The sequence below is a fragment of the Rossellomorea aquimaris genome, assembly GCF_000935355.1.
Lineage (GTDB): Bacteria > Bacillota > Bacilli > Bacillales > Bacillaceae_B > Rossellomorea > Rossellomorea aquimaris_B.
Map to the genome: position 1 here is coordinate 18,415 of NZ_JXZC01000017.1, position 17,212 is coordinate 35,626.

General features: G+C 39.7%; 19 protein-coding genes. 1 reads left to right on the top strand and 18 read right to left on the bottom strand.

What is annotated here, in order from left to right; all coding sequences use genetic code 11:
- Window positions 1–50 precede the first annotated feature (50 nt).
- The 8 genes from TV75_RS20460 to metG form a co-directional block, all read right to left on the bottom strand.
- Window positions 51–233, bottom strand: a complete 183-nt coding sequence (locus TV75_RS20460) for an alpha/beta-type small acid-soluble spore protein (RefSeq protein ID WP_044340633.1) — start codon at window positions 231–233, stop codon at window positions 51–53.
- Window positions 234–362: 129 nt separating this feature from the next.
- Window positions 363–632, bottom strand: coding sequence for a biofilm formation stimulator Veg (veg, locus tag TV75_RS20465; protein WP_032085220.1), 270 nt, complete (start codon window positions 630–632; stop codon window positions 363–365).
- 441 nt (window positions 633–1,073) lie between these two features.
- A complete protein-coding gene (yabG, locus tag TV75_RS20470) occupies window positions 1,074–1,967 on the bottom strand; it encodes a sporulation peptidase YabG (protein ID WP_044340634.1) in 894 nt (297 codons plus the stop codon).
- A gap of 232 nt (window positions 1,968–2,199) precedes the next feature.
- The gene (rsmA, locus tag TV75_RS20475; protein WP_044340635.1) at window positions 2,200–3,078 is read right to left on the bottom strand and encodes a 16S rRNA (adenine(1518)-N(6)/adenine(1519)-N(6))-dimethyltransferase RsmA; all 879 of its coding nucleotides are present in this window, start codon (window positions 3,076–3,078) and stop codon (window positions 2,200–2,202) included.
- The gene (gene rnmV, locus TV75_RS20480; protein ID WP_044340636.1) at window positions 3,071–3,631 is read right to left on the bottom strand and encodes a ribonuclease M5; all 561 of its coding nucleotides are present in this window, start codon (window positions 3,629–3,631) and stop codon (window positions 3,071–3,073) included. Before rnmV ends, rsmA begins: the two co-directional genes overlap by 8 nt.
- Before the next feature lie 118 nt (window positions 3,632–3,749).
- Complete coding sequence (locus TV75_RS20485) at window positions 3,750–4,982, bottom strand: G5 and 3D domain-containing protein (protein WP_253275576.1); 1,233 nt, start codon at window positions 4,980–4,982, stop codon at window positions 3,750–3,752.
- A 251-nt stretch (window positions 4,983–5,233) separates the two neighbouring features.
- Entirely contained in the window at window positions 5,234–6,001 is a 768-nt protein-coding gene (locus tag TV75_RS20490; RefSeq protein WP_044340637.1) for a TatD family hydrolase, read from the bottom strand.
- 318 nt (window positions 6,002–6,319) lie between these two features.
- The gene (gene metG / locus TV75_RS20495; protein ID WP_044340638.1) at window positions 6,320–8,278 is read right to left on the bottom strand and encodes a methionine--tRNA ligase; all 1,959 of its coding nucleotides are present in this window, start codon (window positions 8,276–8,278) and stop codon (window positions 6,320–6,322) included.
- A gap of 489 nt (window positions 8,279–8,767) precedes the next feature.
- Between metG and TV75_RS20500 the strand changes: the two genes are divergently transcribed.
- Window positions 8,768–9,049, top strand: a complete 282-nt coding sequence (locus TV75_RS20500; protein ID WP_044340639.1) for an AbrB/MazE/SpoVT family DNA-binding domain-containing protein — start codon at window positions 8,768–8,770, stop codon at window positions 9,047–9,049.
- Window positions 9,050–9,131: 82 nt separating this feature from the next.
- Here the strand turns inward: TV75_RS20500 and rsmI are convergent, their stop codons facing one another.
- The 10 genes from rsmI to TV75_RS20550 form a co-directional block, all read right to left on the bottom strand.
- On the bottom strand, window positions 9,132–10,004 hold the full coding sequence (gene rsmI, locus TV75_RS20505) for a 16S rRNA (cytidine(1402)-2'-O)-methyltransferase (RefSeq protein WP_044340640.1): 873 nt from the start codon (window positions 10,002–10,004) through the stop codon (window positions 9,132–9,134).
- Between the two features lie 24 nt (window positions 10,005–10,028).
- Window positions 10,029–10,784, bottom strand: a complete 756-nt coding sequence (locus TV75_RS20510) for a tRNA1(Val) (adenine(37)-N6)-methyltransferase (RefSeq protein ID WP_044340641.1) — start codon at window positions 10,782–10,784, stop codon at window positions 10,029–10,031.
- 122 nt (window positions 10,785–10,906) lie between these two features.
- Window positions 10,907–11,281, bottom strand: coding sequence for a DNA replication initiation control protein YabA (gene yabA / locus TV75_RS20515; protein ID WP_044340642.1), 375 nt, complete (start codon window positions 11,279–11,281; stop codon window positions 10,907–10,909).
- Between the two features lie 14 nt (window positions 11,282–11,295).
- The gene (locus TV75_RS20520; RefSeq protein WP_044340643.1) at window positions 11,296–12,123 is read right to left on the bottom strand and encodes a PSP1 domain-containing protein; all 828 of its coding nucleotides are present in this window, start codon (window positions 12,121–12,123) and stop codon (window positions 11,296–11,298) included.
- A gap of 7 nt (window positions 12,124–12,130) precedes the next feature.
- A complete protein-coding gene (holB, locus tag TV75_RS20525) occupies window positions 12,131–13,114 on the bottom strand; it encodes a DNA polymerase III subunit delta' (protein ID WP_044340644.1) in 984 nt (327 codons plus the stop codon).
- Window positions 13,115–13,131: 17 nt separating this feature from the next.
- Window positions 13,132–13,572 (bottom strand): YaaR family protein, encoded by a 441-nt coding sequence (locus tag TV75_RS20530; RefSeq protein ID WP_044340645.1) that lies wholly within the window; start codon window positions 13,570–13,572, stop codon window positions 13,132–13,134.
- 15 nt (window positions 13,573–13,587) lie between these two features.
- Window positions 13,588–13,917: a cyclic-di-AMP receptor gene (locus TV75_RS20535; RefSeq protein WP_044340646.1), complete on the bottom strand. Its 330-nt coding sequence runs from the start codon at window positions 13,915–13,917 to the stop codon at window positions 13,588–13,590.
- Window positions 13,918–14,092: 175 nt separating this feature from the next.
- The gene (gene tmk / locus TV75_RS20540) at window positions 14,093–14,731 is read right to left on the bottom strand and encodes a dTMP kinase (protein ID WP_044340647.1); all 639 of its coding nucleotides are present in this window, start codon (window positions 14,729–14,731) and stop codon (window positions 14,093–14,095) included.
- 18 nt (window positions 14,732–14,749) lie between these two features.
- On the bottom strand, window positions 14,750–16,165 hold the full coding sequence (locus tag TV75_RS20545; protein ID WP_044340648.1) for an aminotransferase class I/II-fold pyridoxal phosphate-dependent enzyme: 1,416 nt from the start codon (window positions 16,163–16,165) through the stop codon (window positions 14,750–14,752).
- A gap of 154 nt (window positions 16,166–16,319) precedes the next feature.
- A complete protein-coding gene (locus TV75_RS20550) occupies window positions 16,320–16,520 on the bottom strand; it encodes a sigma factor G inhibitor Gin (protein ID WP_044340649.1) in 201 nt (66 codons plus the stop codon).
- Window positions 16,521–17,212: the final 692 nt, after the last annotated feature.

Here is a 17,212-nt window from a genome sequence, read left to right on the forward strand (position 1 = left end):
CCTCTTTATATGGTACTGATAAAAGATGTAATTCTATTGTGTAAAAAGAGTTAGCGAGTACGATCTCCAGATAATTGCTGACTTGCACGTTCAACTGCACGCTTCACCATATTACCTGCATCCCGTGACGTAATTCCGCCCCATCCATCCTTCTGAACAACCTCGTAGAATCCCAATTCCTGAGCGATTTCTTCTTTTAATTGATCAGACATGATTCCTCTTCTTCTACTCATAGCCTACCTCCTTAAGATGTACCACAGGTTTAGTATGTGTTCAAAAGGACAAAACATAACAAAAGGGGGGAAAACGCTCTCTATGTAAATCATGAAAATCAGACAAATAAAAAAGCAGCAAACGATTGTCTACTGCTGGCTAAAGATGATATTTCCTGTTGCTTCATCATAAAATGTTAATTGAACTGTCTCAGTGAGAACATCTGCATAGCTGTAAGAAACTCGTTCGAACGCATTCTCTTCTTGATCCAGTTGAACAACGAATACAGAAGGATACGTTTCGGCTAGAACACCTGAACGCTCAATTGTTTTTCGACGTCCACCGTTTGCTTTAAGCATTAAACGTTTCCCTAGATTAGAATCAAGGGATCTTTTAATGTCGGCTAATGTTTTTGGCATTTCGCTTCCACCTCACTATAATCAAATATAACACATTATGTAATTTTAGTCAAATAAATTTATTATTTTAACAAGAATTACGAACACCTGTCAATATATTTTATTCAACAAAAAGTACGTTTTTTCTACACACCTAACATTCCCCAGACATTGAGAAATTATGTAAACAATAAAAGCGGAGGGGCTTTGCCCAGAGGCGACAAGCATAAGACGAGCATGCCGGAAAGGCGCCCTTTGCCTTTTTGGCATGCTTGACTTATGACCTCGAGCCTCTAAGCCCCGGAGCTGGACATCATAGAAAAGCGGAGGAACTTTGCCCAGAGGCGACAAGATAAACTCCCTAAAAAACCCACCTTACCAATATATACATCTAAACACCAAATAGACCTTACAATTCACGCAGTAAATTGTAAGGTCTATTGGATTTTTGTCGAACATTCCCTATTCTTCTTCAGTTATTTTATATGGCATCCCCGTACGAAGGACACCCTTCGTCTCGATTCCGCCAAGCCCTTTGTCCCCTGTTAACGTGTTACGGATGACGTCCCACACATTAACCGAGTCCTTAAACCCCGTAAAACAAATCTTAGCCACGATATACACTGGATCCAATGCATGAATATTAACTCTGGATGGAGAACTGGCAAAGTTGGCTCCAGCATGAATGAGTGATTCAAAGTGGGATTGACAAGCACCTGCAAAGATCACCAGCTGGTCCAAGTGAGGAGATTTGCTCCGTGCCTCTCTCACTGCCTGAACAAAATACTTAGAATGTCGATATGCGTTAATATCAGCTTTGGTCCCTTTAGCTTTTGAATAGGCATCGTGACCCGTCAATACAATAATATTCGGTCTATATTTATCGATAAGTGGCCCAATTTGTTCAGGCATCTCAGTCTCACTACAGTGAACACCTTTTACTGGAACACCAATTTTTTCATAAAGATCTAAACACTTTCTTAAATAGCTGGGATCTCCATCAAGATGAAGAACTTTCCCTGGAACTTGGAAATAGTTATAATCGTCTCGATAAGCATTTGTTACTCTATACTCCTGCTTATACTTGAGAAGCTCTATATCCTGGTGGAACAGATCAAGAGATTGTTCCTCCTTTGAACGAAACTCCTGTGTAATACGATCCTGCTCTCTAGGGTCCATCTTCTTCAAATCATGAAAAGGAGCATCCGCTATTAATCGAAAATCTTCACCATACAGCACCGCCGTTTTTTGACCATCTATCATGCGGATATCTATCACTCGGAATAAAATATCACATTGATATGAAAGACGACCTACGACATCATTGATTTCGATATTCACATCCGTCACTCCCATGGGCTAAACATTCGTTGATAAATCAAAAAAAGGAAATAAATAAGCCGAGGAGAATCAACGTTTGTCTTATCCCTCTCAACACGTTCCTTATCATCAATTAAGTAAATATTCCCTGTGATAACCTATGCAACCTTCTACTGTTCGGTGTCAATAAAATGGGTGTCCCTTGCGGAGTACACGGGAACAAAAAAATGGCTAAACGCACTTACACGTTTAGCCATCTATCCAAGCTTTAATTAAAGTTCGGGTACAACGCATCACTCAATAGCCCGAATTCCTGTATCGTCAGTGTTTCTCCTCGACGAGTAGGTTCTACCCCGGCTGCAGATAAAGCTTCAAGGATCAAGTCCTTCTTTTCTTTCCCTTGAGGAAGCTGACTGCTTAAATTGTTCAAGATCGTCTTTCTTCTCTGAGCAAAAGAAGAGCGGGTCACGGTAAAGAAGAAATCTTCGCTGATGACCTCGACAGGAGGCTTCTCACGCTTCGTTAAACGGATGACGGCCGAGTCCACATTCGGCTGCGGCATAAAGACCGTTTTCGGGACAGTCATGACCATCTCGGCCTCTGTATAGTACTGTATAGCAATCGAAAGTGAGCCGTATGCCTTCGTGCCGGGTTGAGCTGAAATGCGGTCTCCTACTTCCTTTTGAAGCATGACACAGATTCCTCTGATAGGAAGACGCTCCATCAACAGCTTAAGAATGATGGGTGTTGTGACGTAATAAGGGAGATTGGCCACAACCATAATATCTTCGAACCCTTCAAACTCTTTGTTAATAATAGCTTCGACATCCGCCTCTAATATATCTTCATTGATGATTTTCACGTTTTTGTAAGGAGATAGTGTATCATCCAGAATGGGAATCAGTCGCTGATCGATTTCGAATGCGACCACTTTTCCTGAGGTACGCGCAAGATGTTCTGTTAACGCACCGATTCCAGGTCCGATCTCGATGGCTGCGGTTTTCTCAGATAACCCTGCATATTCCGTTATGTTCCTGAGGATGTTAGGATCAATCAAGAAGTTTTGACCAAGGCTCTTTTTAAACGAGAAACCATACTTACCTAATATCTCTTTCGTGCGTATAGGTGTGGCAATATCTTTATGCATTTTCTTCCTCCTGAATAATTTCCATTAAAGCTTTTTTAAATTCTTCTTTTTGAATATTGAACATCCTTAATCTCTTGTGCAGCTGTTTTCCATTAGTGTATCCGATTCTAAGCTTCTCACCAAGAGCAATCCTTCTATCTTTCGCCTGGGAACTGCCAATTAAACCAGCATCAATGAGATCTTCTTTCGAAATGACCTCTTCCTGCTCAACATCCAGCACATGAGCCTCTCGTAAAGACTCTCTTATGATATCTGGTGAAGCATGTTCTACTCCTATTCCTCTCCCTGACTTTGGCAGTGCATCCTTCTTATGTACAAAGGCATGCTTACAACCCGGTACCGCTTCACTCACAATCTTCCTGATACGTTCACCCGGAAAATCCGGATCGGTAAAGATGATCACGCCTCTTTTTTCCTGGGCGTGTTTTATTTTCTCTATAGTAGCCGGAGACACAGCAGAACCATTAGTTTCAATGGTATCTGCATTTACAGCACGTTGAATGGCTACCGTATCATCCTTCCCTTCCACTACGATGATTTCTTTAATTTTCATAATTCCTCCAAAAAAATTGAAACATTTCTGCTTTCATTTTCGTCTAATCATTGAAGACCTAAAGCTATTATAACGGTTTTCACCGATAAATAAAAAAAGCAGGAGAACACCCCTGCTCTTAGTTTAATATTTTAACTTTTATTGTTTTTCTTCCCCAGCGATAGGCGTCTGATTTAGACGGGAAGAATACGTCAATTTTATTCCCTTTAATTGCGCCACCTGTATCTGCAGCTACGGCATACCCATAGCCTTCTACGTATACCTTTGTTCCTAAAGGAATGACAGAAGGGTCTACTGCAATCACTTTAACGTTCGGATTTGATTTTAAGTTGATTCCTGTAGCTGTATACCCAGAGCATCCGTTACATGATGCTGTATAAGCTGTAGAACTCACATAAAATTCTCTTCCTCCACTTGGGGCGGCTGAAGCTGAGGCAGATGAATTAGAAGATGAACTTCCACGTGAAACTTGAGCCACTAAAACCTTGGTTCCGACATTAATGATCTTATCCTGGCTTTCTTTCACTACCTTTTCACTAACTAATTTTCTGGAAACCTCTTTGCCGTTTTCTTTCACAACTTCAAATTTCTTTTCGATCAAGCCGTTTTTACCTTCTTGAACGACCTTCTCTTTTCCTTTTGAAAGATCGGAATCCTTTTTGGAAATAACGGTGAAATCCTTTGTCTCTTCCACTACATCGGTGACTTTTTCAACTCGAACGACATTTACGACATCATTTGCTTTAACAACTTTGTCTAAACTTGGTTCAACACGGTCTGAATCTTTTAGTGTAATTCCTTGTTGCTTTAAAAAGTCAGCGACCGTAGTCGAAGTAGACCATACCTTCTGTTCTTTTCCACCGTTCACTAGCTTAAGTGAAAATGCGGTATCAATCTTGACATTCATATTCCCTGTTACTTTTTCTGATAAGCCGGGTTTGACCTTATCATGCTCCCCTACTTTAATTTCATTTTCAGAGAGTAATTCTTTTACTGTATCAGCAGTCGTCCAGACTTTTTTCGTCTGATCCCCTACTACTACTTCTACCTGTTTTGCCGGTTCCCAAACAATGTTCATGTTATTTGAGACCTTCGTATTCCCCGAGGGGTACAAATAGTCTTCTGAGCGGGTTGAAATCTCTAATTCTTTTAATATATCTTGAATAGTATTTGCATGCGTCCTAATCTCTTTTTGCTCGCCGTCTAGGGTCAATGCCACAGTGTTTTTAGATCCTTCATAAAAAAGAATTCCGAATACAGCTGCAGATGTTACCAATGTTCCGATTGTAACAATCCATTTCCTTCGACTCAAAGACTTGGAAAACAGGCTTTTCATGGTTTTAAAGTTCATGAAAAACGCCTCCTTTTCTCGGAGTGATTATATAGAGTAATCCAGTGACTGTCAACCCTTACTTCTTTTAACTTAATCTAGCAAAATATTGAAACCCGGGGGAACACAAAACATATTATCCACAAAAGAAGAGAAAAAGAAAAGAGAGAGTTATCGACATGATTATCCTATGAAAGCAGAAACCTATGTAGAACTTTTTGTTTTTACTTGCTATTAGGACAAGCTCCCTCAATTCTCGACAAAGAATATTGTCAGTTTATGTTGAACAATTTTTTTGCATTTTCGGTTGTTATGTTCTCTACTTCTTTTAATGATACTTCTTTAAGCTCCGCAATCTGTTCTGCTACCAGCTTCACATATGCAGGTTCATTTCGCTTTCCTCTGTTCGGGTGAGGTGCTAAATAAGGACAGTCTGTTTCGATCAGAAGCTTTTCTAACGGAATTTCTTTAGCAACTTCTTTTGGCTTTTTCGCATTTTTAAAGGTTACGGGACCTCCCAGGGAAATGTAGAAATTCATATCCACACATTCTTGAGCAATTTCAGGACTTCCGCTGAAGCAATGCATGATCCCTCCAACTTCCTCTGCTCCTTCTTCCCTAAGGATATCCACTATATCTTGTGTGGCATCACGGTTGTGTATAATAATTGGGAGCTTTACCTTTTTAGCTAAGTGAATTTGTTTTCGAAACACTTCTTTTTGAACATCTTTCGGTGATTTATCCCAGTGATAATCGAGTCCCATCTCCCCTATTGCAACTACTTTAGGGTGACTTGAGAGCTCTTCGATCCAAGCTAAATCTTCATCCTTCATATCAATTGCATCCACTGGGTGCCAACCGATGCTGGCATATAAAAATTCATATTGCTCAATGAGCTCCATCGCCCGGTTAATCGTAGGCCTATCAAAGCCGACTACAACCATATTTTCAACTCCAGCTTCTCTTGCTCTTGAAATAACCTCCTCCAGATCTTCGTCAAATTGTTCAGCATTCAAATGAACATGTGTATCAAATAGCATGTAAGACACTCCTTGTAATAAAGATAAGTTTAATATAAAAAAACATGACAAGCATCACATTCATGTAACATTAATATTACATATTATGGGTTCTATGGATATTTTTTATTTATGTTGTTTCGTTCGCAGTTCTTTTTCATTCTATCTATTATAGTAACAGATCCAAAATAATCTGATTCTCACACGATCATCGTTATATAAGAATAATAAGACATTAAAACTATCGCCTTAACTAATATATTCATTCAATTTATTCATTATATAAATATAGTAAAGGGATGTTCCACGTGGAACATCCCTTTACTTGTAAAATCATGATTACTTAACTTTTGTACCGTTTGGTAAAGACTGATCTATCGTTGCAAGAGACAGCGTTCCATTTTCTTCACCAGCAAGAATCATTCCTTGTGAAAGTTCTCCACGCAATTTTACCGGCTTCAAGTTTGTCACACAGATCACTTTTCTCCCAACCAGGTCGCCAGGCTGATAGAATTTAGCAATTCCTGACACAACTTGTCGTTTTTCAAAGCCAAGATCCAATTGCAGCTTTAGCAGTTTATCCGCTTTTTTAACCGGCTCAGCTCCAATTACCTCCGCTACTCGAAGTTCAACTTTCATGAAATCATCGATTCCGATTTCCTCTGATTCTTCTTTAGCAGGCTCTTTCTTTTCTTCAACAGCAGGAGCCGACCCTTGCATTTTCTCTTTGATGAAGTTAACCTCTTCCTGGAGTTCAAGTCTCGGGAAAATTGGTTCTCCTTTTTTCACTACTTCAGTTCCTGCCGGAATAGCTCCGAAACTCTCCAAGCTTTCCCATGTGTGCATTTTTTCATCATGAAGGTTCAATTGTTCAAAAATCTTCTTAGGAGTTCTTGTTAAGAATGGTTGTAAAAGTACAGCGACTCTTCTTAATGATTCAGCTAAATGACTCATCACACTGCCGAGCTCTTCTTTTTTGCTTTCGTCTTTAGCAAGTGCCCAAGGCTGAGTTTCATCAATATACTTATTCGTGCGGCTGATTAACTGCCATAGGCTGGACAAGGCTACAGAAAACTCCATGTTTTCCATTGCTTCTTCATATTTATTCACTGTTTCAACGTTCATATCCACCAGGGCTTGATCGAATTCACCCTTAGAATCAACATAGGTTGGAATGACTCCATCAAAATATTTATTGATCATGGCCACTGTACGATTTAACAGGTTTCCTAAGTCATTGGCTAAGTCGAAGTTGATGCGTTCAACAAATCCTTCTGGCGTAAAGACTCCATCAGAACCGAATGGCACTTCTCTTAACAGGTAGTAACGAAGAGAATCAAGGCCGTAACGATCAATAAGCGTAACAGGATCGACTACATTCCCTTTCGATTTAGACATTTTCCCGTCTTTCATCAGAAGCCATCCATGAGCGAAAACCTTCTTAGGAAGCGGAAGATCTAATGCCATTAACATGATCGGCCAATAAATCGTATGGAAACGAACAATCTCCTTCCCGACTAAGTGAACATCGGCAGGCCAGTACTTTAAGTAATTCGTATCTTTTTCACTGCCGTAGCCAAGGGCTGTAATATAGTTGGAAAGGGCATCAATCCATACGTAAATGACATGCTTGGGATCTCCCGGTACTTTCACTCCCCAGTCGAAGGTTGTTCTTGAAACAGCCAAGTCTTCTAAACCAGGCTTGATGAAGTTATTCACCATCTCATTCTTACGGGATTCAGGCTGAATGAACTCAGGGTTTTCTTCATAGTAAGCAAGGAGGCGGTCAGCGTATTTGCTCATTTTGAAGAAGTACGATTCTTCCTTCACTTTTTCTACGGGTCTGCCGCAATCAGGACAGTTCCCGTTTTCTAGTTGACGCTCAGTAAAGAAGGATTCACATGGTGTACAATACCAACCTTCATACTGGTCCAAATAAATATCACCTTGTTCGACAAGCTGATGGAAGATCTTTTCCACGATATCCTTATGACGCTTCTCTGTAGTACGGATAAAGTCATCATAAGAAATATCCAATTTCCCCCAAAGATCTTTAATTCCACTAACGATCCCGTCCACATATGCCTGAGGAGTAATCCCTTCTTCCTGAGCTTTACGTTGAATTTTCTGTCCATGCTCGTCCGTTCCTGTCAGGTACATAACATCGAATCCACGCATTCTCTTATAACGGGCCATCGCATCTCCAGCTACTGTGGTGTATGCATGTCCAATATGTAAATTTCCACTTGGATAATAAATCGGTGTTGTAATATAGAAGGTGTTCAACTTTTCTTCCACTTTCTGTTCCTCCTCTTTTTTATCTACCCCCATAAAGCCATAAGGGTATCCGTATGGTTTATAGTGGCATAATTGTTACGTACATCCATTATCTGCGCCTTACCTATCATCTTAACCTCTTATCTCATCAAAATATACCTAAAATATAGGGTTTCTGCAACTAAACAATGTTGAATATTGGTTATGTCGAAACAAGTGTGGCTTTTTGTCTGATTTTGTCGAATGGATAGAAATCATAAAGATAATTCGACATTTCTCTTCTTTATTACTTTCATTACAATAATATTCAATTGGTAATACATTTTTTTACAACAAAGCGTAAAGCTTATTAAAACAGCACTTTTTAATCCATTTTTTCTTAAAAATTTACAGATATAATTATTGACGATATTCCTATTCGTTGGTATGATAGAAACATCAAAAGAAATTTGTCGAATATTGACGAACTAGATAGAGATATAAATATTTATTTTTGGAGGAGATTTTCAAATGAAGTCTACAGGTATTGTAAGAAAAGTTGATGAATTAGGTCGTGTCGTTATTCCAATCGAATTACGTCGTACATTAGGTATTGCTGAGAAAGATGCACTAGAAATCTATGTAGATGACGAAAGAATCATTTTAAAGAAATATAAGCCAAGCATGACTTGCCAGATCACTGGTGAAGTTTCTGATGACAACATCAAGCTTGCTAACGGTAAATTGGTTCTTAGCCGTGAAGGTGCAGACCAATTACTAAAAGAAATCCAGGATTCACTACAAACGAAATAATTTGTTGTTGATATATTAAAGGACTGAGTCGACTTAGACTCAGTCCTTTTTTTATTTATTGATTTTGCATCCCTGAATCTTTTTATTCAACATGATAAGCTTGATATACTTCCCGTTTTGGAAGGGATCGTTCTTTAGAAACTTGTTTGATTGCCTCCTTAGAGGACAGGCTCTTTTCATTTACATAGTATTGAACATGCTCTTGAAGTGAGAGGCTGCTCCACCAGGCGTCTTCCTCTTCTTTTTCCAACGGACCTGCTCCTTCAATCAATAAGCAGAATTCGCCTCGTACTTCTCCATCGTTTGCCCATTCCATTACTTCTTCCAGGGATCCACGGATGAATTCCTCGAACTTCTTCGTGAGCTCACGACAGATGACAATATGTCTATTTCCCAAAGCCGCATATAATTCTTTTAATGTTTCTTTTAATCTGTGCGGTGATTCATACAGGATAAATGTATCTTCCAACGATCTTAGTGTTTCAAGCTCAGCTCTTTTGTCTTTTTTCCCTCTATGTAAAAATCCATAGAAATAAAATGGCTGGGGACTTAAACCTGAAGCGATCAGAGCCGTTAGAGCGGCGTTCGCCCCCGGCAATGGAATGACAGCAATTTCGTGATCGATTGCTTCTTTCACCAGTTCGTAACCAGGATCTGAGATCGATGGCATTCCTGCATCACTGACAAGGGCAACGAGCTCGCCTCTTTCCATTCGTTCAATCAGCTTCGGCCCGCTCGTTTCTTTGTTGTGCTCATGATAACTAATGATAGGCGTGTCAATTTCAAAGTAATTACATAATTTTTTCGTGTTTCGTGTATCTTCAGCTGCGATCACCGTCGCTTCCTTCATCATTCGAATGGCTCGAAACGTCATATCCTCTAAATTCCCGATCGGTGTAGGAACAAGATACAAGCTTCCTTTGACAGTATCTTGAAAGCTTTTTTGTTGGTTCATTGAATAGCTCACCTTCTCATTTCGTTAGTCCTTATCTTCATTCTTTCCAAACAGCATATCATATACTTCCCGTGAATATTTGTTATGTTCATCATACACATAAAGGGGAGGAAGAATTTTTAGGTCCGGTTTCCCATCTTTTATTCCTTCTATTAAAATGGTGTTGGCTTCTCTCCCTGGCTTCGGATATACAAAGCGCAGCCGTTTCGGCTCGAGACGATGCTTCCTCATTAACGATAGGATGTCCATCAATCGGCCTGGACGATGGACGAAGGAAGCTTTTCCTCCTTGCTTCAGAAGATAGCTTGAAGCTTTAATGGTATCCTCAAGGGAACATAATATTTCATGACGGGCGATCGCATAGTGCTCGTTTACGTTTCTTTTATCACCGGGCGGAGTATTAAAGTATGGAGGATTACAGGTTACGACATCATAATGTGAATGATGAAGCAGCCGATCGATCTCCTTCACATCCCCGAGCTTCATCGATATTTGATTTTGACGATCATTATACTCGATACTTCTTTGTGCCATGTCAAAAAGTCGTTCCTGGATCTCCACACCTGTGATGTCCACATGTGTTCTCGCACTTAGTAATAAGGGGATGATGCCGTTACCGGAACATAGATCAACCACTTTACCTTTGTGAATCGGTAAATAGCTGAAATGGGCCAATAGGACAGCATCTGTTGAAAAGGAGAAAACAGATGGACTTTGAATGATCCTCATATTTTCAGCCAATAAATAATCTAAACGTTCATCTTCTTTTAACTCGACCATACCTTTCCTCCAGTTTTCTTCTATTATATGTTGTTACGGTTTAAATCACTAAAAAGGACCAATCCTTTTTTCATGGATCAGCCCTTTTTATCTGTATGCTGTTCAGAAGAATGAAGAATTCCTCACTTCTTGTTCAAGAAAGAAAGACAGAATAAGCAATCTTCATCCTTCCGGGGACTTCCGAAGTGTATATTACAAATATGAAATCCTTCCTGGTATAATCGAGCAAGGTTGTCATACCCTTCTCCAATATCCAGTGTTTTATCTTCTAAGTCTGACTCACTCGTTGTACCCGCATCGTTGTTTGTTTGTACCTTTTTTGGTGAGTTCTCTGTTTGTTCCAGTCTGCGGCGCAAATGCTCATTTTCAAGCTTCAGAGAGTTATTCTCTTCTAGCATTTCAGCTAGGCATTGTTTGAGCTCACCTAATTGATGATATAGATGACCAATTTGTTGTTCCATGTTACTGACTGAATCAAAGAACTCTTTTTTATCCACGACACTACACCCCGTTACTCTGTGGCTTGGAATGATACGGCACCCGCGTTCATAATTTCATCTAATGTGAATTCCAGAACCCGCTCTTCTTCTTTAATTTCCACTTGAAGAATACGTTCCAGAATATTAAGACCTACCACTTTACCTTTTCCATGAGGTGTCTTAATCACTTCTCCGATATCAGGTAATTCTTCTTTTGCTGCTTCATACTCATCGTTCTCGTATTTCAGACAGCACATTAATCGACCACATAAACCTGAGATCTTCGTCGGATTAAGGGATAGATTCTGATCCTTCGCCATCTTAATGGATACCGGTTCAAAATCCCCTAAAAAGGTTGAACAACATAGCATGCGGCCACAAGGACCAATACCACCCAGCATTTTCGCTTCGTCTCGAACGCCAATCTGACGAAGTTCTATGCGCGTACGGAAAATGGAAGCTAGATCTTTTACCAGCTCTCGGAAATCAACTCGTCCATCAGCCGTAAAATAGAATATGACTTTATTTCGATCAAATGTATATTCTACATCTACCAATTTCATATCTAATTGATGCTGATTAATTTTATCACAACATACATTGTAGGCTTCCGTTGCAGATGATTTATTCTCATCTACGATTAAACGATCTTTTTGATCAGCGATACGAATCACTTTTTTCAATGGAAGCACAACATCGTTTTCTCCTACTTGCTTTCTCTCTACGACTACTTTTCCAAATTCGACTCCGCGGACGGTTTCAACGATCACATAGCAATCTTTGTGAATATCCAATTCACCCGGATCGAAATAATAGATTTTACCCGCTTTTTTAAAGCGTACTCCTACAACATCGTACAAAGGACCATCACCCCTGCAGTTTTAGCATAAGCTGTTCTACCAGCAGCTGCGAATTCATATTGGCGTTTAACTTGCGTTTTGCTTCAAGTATCGCCGTCATATTAGTAGAAAGACGATTTGTGGATACTTGAAGTGCGTTTGATTTCCAGTTTTCCTTTTGGTCCGGGTACACGAGCTGTTCTTCTTTTCCTAACTGGATATGAAGTAAGTCTTTATATATTAGAAGTAAAAGATCTAATGCTCGATCGACTTGATCTTTTTCTTTGAAGTGCTGTACAAAATCCTCTTGTATTTTGACCATTGCTTGGAAGGGACTTTTCTGGAGGACTTCATATAATTTTAACACTATTATTCTTGCTTGTGCAAACCACTCATTTTGACATATTTCTACAGCTTCCTCATAATGGTTCGTCAAGTTGGATGCAAGGGTTGCTAAATGAGGCTGAACCCCCTCTTCCAATAATTGTTTTGTCAGCTGTTCTTTCGGCAACGGTTTAAAGGATATCGTCTGGCACCTGGAAAGAATGGTGGGCAAAATCCGATGAATATTTTCCGTGATAAGAATCGCCGTTGTATCGGCTAATGGTTCTTCAAGAAACTTTAGTAGGCTATTAGCAGCATTGGCCGTCATCTTATCTCCATGAACGATAATGTAGATTTTCTTCTTGGATTCTACACCGGTTTTCGAAAATTCTTCTTGTAAACTTTTAATCTGATCCTTCTTGATCGAAAGACCGTCAGGCTCAACGACGTGAAGATCCGGATGATTCCCATGATTAATCCTTTTGCAGTTCGAACAGCTTTCACAGGCCTTTCCATCTACGCGGTTTACACATAGCAATGCCTTCGCAAACAGGATGCTCATTTCTTTCTTGCGTGTCCCTTTTTCACCCTCGAATAAATAAGCATGAGCGACACGATCCTTCACAATACTATTTTGAAGCATCTGAAGGACGACGGGCTGAAATGGTTGTATTTCTTCAAACAACATGTCTTAACATCACTCTCTTACATATAAAGATTAATAAGCAATCCCTTTATTTCACCGATTTTCCCCAGTATATCAATGGAGTTCTTTTCTTTATCCAGTACATCTTCCGTCAGTTCAACAAGCTGTTGATCGATGGTTTCTACTATATTTAGCTTTCTGCCCTCACCATGCTGATTCCACGTATGAGATTGCTTCAAATCCATCCCGAAATCTACGGCCTCACGGACAAATTTCCTGACCAATGTTTTATATTTAGCAAGATCTTTAAAGGATCTTGCTTGGGCTAAACGACTGCCAGTGTCCTGTATTGTGACAAGCAGTTTATTGAGCTGGTCCATATGCATTTTCTGATCATGCTTGTAAATAAGCTGACCGAATTTAACTTGACCTGTCCCGTTAGATTTTTGGTCTTTTGCTACTTTATCTAAGGACACCCGATGGTCCTGGTTGATTTTCATAGATTGAACCTCACTTTAAAACTGATGGAATTGCTCTACAGGAAGTACGAATACGGTCGCTCCTCCAACGGCTACTTCCACAGGGTAAGGCACGTAAGAATCTGCATTTCCACCCATAGGGGATACAGGAGCCACCATCTGATCCCGTGACTGACAGTTTTCTTTAATAACCTGTAACGCTTTATCTACACGAATATCTTCTGTGCCAATAATGAACGTGGTATTTCCAGACTTCAAGAACCCGCCTGTACTTGCTAATTTCGTCGAACGAAAATTATGTTCCATCAGGGCATTAGACAAACGATTGCTATCTTTATCTTGAACAACTGCCATAATTACCTTCATAAATCAATTCCTCCGTTTTAAAGCCATTTACTTCCTTCTATTATATCATTGAACAGCCCTGGCATACACGCTTCGTATAAAAAAGAGGCAGACTTCTTAGCACCAATTTTTGCTTAAGAGTCAGCCTCTGCCTTTCAATCTATGTTGTTTTACCATTGTGCAGCATAAAAGAGAGCTATGAAGACTTGTTGAGGTAATTCGTTACGATTTTGTAAGCATCAGAAAACACAGCTTCTTTACTTTTGCTTGCATCGATGATTTGAATTCGATCAGGGTATTGTTTAACCAGCTTCTGATACCCTTCCTGAACGCTTTCATGAAAGTCTACGGACTCGAGATCGAGCCGGTTCACTTCTCTTCCATTATGTTTCGCGATTCTCTTTAAGCCTTCTTCAGGATCAATATCAAAATACAGGGTTAGATCAGGCATCTTATCCTCAATCGCAAATTGATTGATGTTCATGACTTCTTCCATACCGATTCCACGCGCATTCCCTTGATACGCAAGAGAACTATCAATAAAACGGTCACAAATCACAATCTTTCCTTCATCAAGTGCGGGAATCACTTTTTCCACCAAATGCTGTCGTCTCGCTGCAGCATACAAAAGAGCTTCCGTCCGTTTATCCATTTCCGTGTTCTTTGTATTTAGTATCACTTCTCTAATCTGTTCAGCAATCGAAATGCCTCCAGGCTCCCTCGTCTGAATGACATCGAAGCCGTCTTGTACTAATTGATTATATAACTCAGTTAATATCGTTGATTTTCCGGCTCCCTCAGGACCTTCAACTGTAATAAACAATCCTTTTGACATATCTTTCCCTCCACTTGCTTATCGGTACACAAACACACGGTTTTCATCTAAACGGTGATGACCTTGTATATTCGCCTGATTCTTTACATACTCTGTTAAACGCTCAATGGCATGAGAGGTGATTCGTTCTCCTGGAATCAACAGAGGAATTCCCGGTGGATAAGGAGTGACCATTCCTGCAGAAATCTCTCCTTCTGCCTCCTCAAGGGCAACGAGAAGTTCATCTTTCTCCTCCATATCTTCAAAGCTTAATGCCAGGGTAGTAAAATACTCATTGCTATTTGATCGATTTGATTCATGATTCGTTATCTTTTCTATTATCGGTTCATTCCCTAATGCCCTACGTATTCGACTGATTGCTTCCTTATAAGGAAACGAAAGATTTTTTTTCAATAAAGGAAGAATCATTAGTATATAATCTGGATCTGCAAGCTCTGAGTATATCCCTTCTGACTCTAATAACTGTTGAAGAAAATACCCTGTCCTTCCCTCTAACTGAATGACAAGCTTGAGTGGGTCATGAGCCCGGTATACAATAAGCTGAGGATGAATCCCCTCTAACGCCTGTACAAACTCATTGACCACTTTAATATTCTGGTCCACATCCCCTTTAGTAAAAGTTCCGACATAGGATCTGGCATAATCAAGGGATGCCATAATCGGATACGATGGACTACTTGATTGTAGCATAGTTAAATACTCTTTTACCTTACGTTCACTCACTCTGGAACTTGATATATGCAAATAAGAACCCATCGTCAGGGCAGGGAGCATTTTATGAGCCGAATGGATGACAATATCTGCCCCGCATTCAATTGCAGACTTCGGAAAAGGTGTACCCAATGTAAAATGAGCTCCATGTGCCTCATCAATGATACACGTCACATCATGTTTATGTAATTCTTCGATTATCTTTTCGATATTAAAAGTGAACCCATAATAAGTCGGATAGGTCAGAACACACGCCTTCACGTCAGGGAATGCCTTCAATGCTTCCTTCAAAGCGTCGGGACGAATACCAAGAGCAGTGCCCTCGTCGTTCCATTCTGTTTCTATTAATATAGGCACAGCCTTCGCAAGTTTGATTCCGTTCATTACCGACTTATGACAATTCCTTTGAACGAAAACGGGATCTCCCGGAGAACATGAAGCAAGAACTGCAGCAATATTCCCTACTGTACTCCCATTCACTAAAAAATAACTTTTCAACGTCCCATATACATCCGACAACAAGTCCTCAGCTTCAAGTATCGCCTCATGTGGATCATGCAAATCATCCAATCCGCTTAACTCAGTAACATCAGATTGATAAAATGGATCGCCTTTCATCAATAAACCATTTTTATGACCTGGCACATGAAAAGAAATCGGCTTGGCAGACCGGTGCTTCTCTATCGCCTCAATAAGAGGGGTTCTCGTTTGATCTCGTTTCATTCTCTAAATCTCCTCAAAACAAATATCCATTCATATCGTAACACAACCGTGCAGTTCCATGCGTGAGGAAACAAGGAAAACTTATTAGTGTACGTAAGCTTTGCACGTAAACTATTAATATCAAAAAAAAATCATAACCAAGTATACTTCCTGGTTATGAATAGATTTGAGGAGTATTCACTTTTTTTAATCTTTGAACAAATGTTTTATACAAAGGATCATTCGTTTCTGTCTGAACCATTTCTTTCTCACACTCTGTGCAGATAAACGATGTGTATAGATGGATTCCGATTTCCTTTTCAACGTGACAAACGATACACTCTTCTAAAGCCGCCTTACGCTCCGGATTTAACATAGGGCTCTCCACCTCCATACAACCTATTCTGCCTCAAAACCTCAAATTGTATACACCATTTCAAACTTTCGAACTGACAGAATAATCAAGTGTAATTTATCTTATGTTACAATCGCCCAGTCTGTGTATGTCTCTATAAAAAAGATTGTGGAAAAAGATACGGGGGAGATTTAAGTGGGAAATGGTATGGGGCTAAGTTAGTTCAAAAGAAGAGTGGATATGGATTAGTAACTTTCATTTTTTGGGATTTGGCAAGTTAATCATTAATGTGGTTGGGTAGGGTTGGGTTGGGTTGGGTATGTGGTATGTTTGGCTTTGTTGGATAGAAAGCTATGAAGCTTATAAAATAGGTTGTTTTTTTGTAAAAATGTGACCAAACCTGGTCAATCCCCTTCTTTTTATTGCTGCTATTACCTTTTATTTAGGTATGGCTTTGACTTGATTTGTTATAATTGCGTCGTTTGGGATGGTTATTGCGTCAATTTTTTATTTTATGCGTCGTTTTCGGCTTTTTTGCGTCATTTTTCCGTTTTATGCGTCGTTTTCGGCCTTTTATGCGTCGTTTACCAGTTATCACCTAATTATTCATAGTGAATACCCGCTGAATTAGATTCTCTGCTCAGCTGTATAGAGGATTGATGTTCAATCCTCGAATTCAGAACTTAATACACAAAAAAGAGTAACCCCTAAGA

Bases quoted from the DNA above. Each gene is read 5' to 3' on its own strand.
- yabG (WP_044340634.1), bottom strand. From the start codon at position 1,967: ATGGGAGTGACGGATGTGAATATCGAAATCAATGATGTCGTAGGTCGT.
- rsmI (WP_044340640.1), bottom strand. From the start codon at position 10,004: ATGAACCAACAAAAAAGCTTTCAAGATACTGTCAAAGGAAGCTTGTAT.
- TV75_RS20510 (WP_044340641.1), bottom strand. From the start codon at position 10,784: ATGGTCGAGTTAAAAGAAGATGAACGTTTAGATTATTTATTGGCTGAA.
- TV75_RS20460 (WP_044340633.1), bottom strand. From the start codon at position 233: ATGAGTAGAAGAAGAGGAATCATGTCTGATCAATTAAAAGAAGAAATC.
- TV75_RS20500 (WP_044340639.1), top strand. From the start codon at position 8,768: ATGAAGTCTACAGGTATTGTAAGAAAAGTTGATGAATTAGGTCGTGTC.
- TV75_RS20545 (WP_044340648.1), bottom strand. From the start codon at position 16,165: ATGAAACGAGATCAAACGAGAACCCCTCTTATTGAGGCGATAGAGAAG.
- veg (WP_032085220.1), bottom strand. From the start codon at position 632: ATGCCAAAAACATTAGCCGACATTAAAAGATCCCTTGATTCTAATCTA.
- holB (WP_044340644.1), bottom strand. From the start codon at position 13,114: ATGTTGTTTGAAGAAATACAACCATTTCAGCCCGTCGTCCTTCAGATG.
- rnmV (WP_044340636.1), bottom strand. From the start codon at position 3,631: ATGAAAATTAAAGAAATCATCGTAGTGGAAGGGAAGGATGATACGGTA.
- TV75_RS20530 (WP_044340645.1), bottom strand. From the start codon at position 13,572: ATGAAAATCAACCAGGACCATCGGGTGTCCTTAGATAAAGTAGCAAAA.
- TV75_RS20485 (WP_253275576.1), bottom strand. From the start codon at position 4,982: ATGAACTTTAAAACCATGAAAAGCCTGTTTTCCAAGTCTTTGAGTCGA.
- TV75_RS20535 (WP_044340646.1), bottom strand. From the start codon at position 13,917: ATGAAGGTAATTATGGCAGTTGTTCAAGATAAAGATAGCAATCGTTTG.
- tmk (WP_044340647.1), bottom strand. From the start codon at position 14,731: ATGTCAAAAGGATTGTTTATTACAGTTGAAGGTCCTGAGGGAGCCGGA.
- TV75_RS20490 (WP_044340637.1), bottom strand. From the start codon at position 6,001: ATGCTATTTGATACACATGTTCATTTGAATGCTGAACAATTTGACGAA.
- TV75_RS20550 (WP_044340649.1), bottom strand. From the start codon at position 16,520: ATGTTAAATCCGGAGCGTAAGGCGGCTTTAGAAGAGTGTATCGTTTGT.
- rsmA (WP_044340635.1), bottom strand. From the start codon at position 3,078: ATGCATAAAGATATTGCCACACCTATACGCACGAAAGAGATATTAGGT.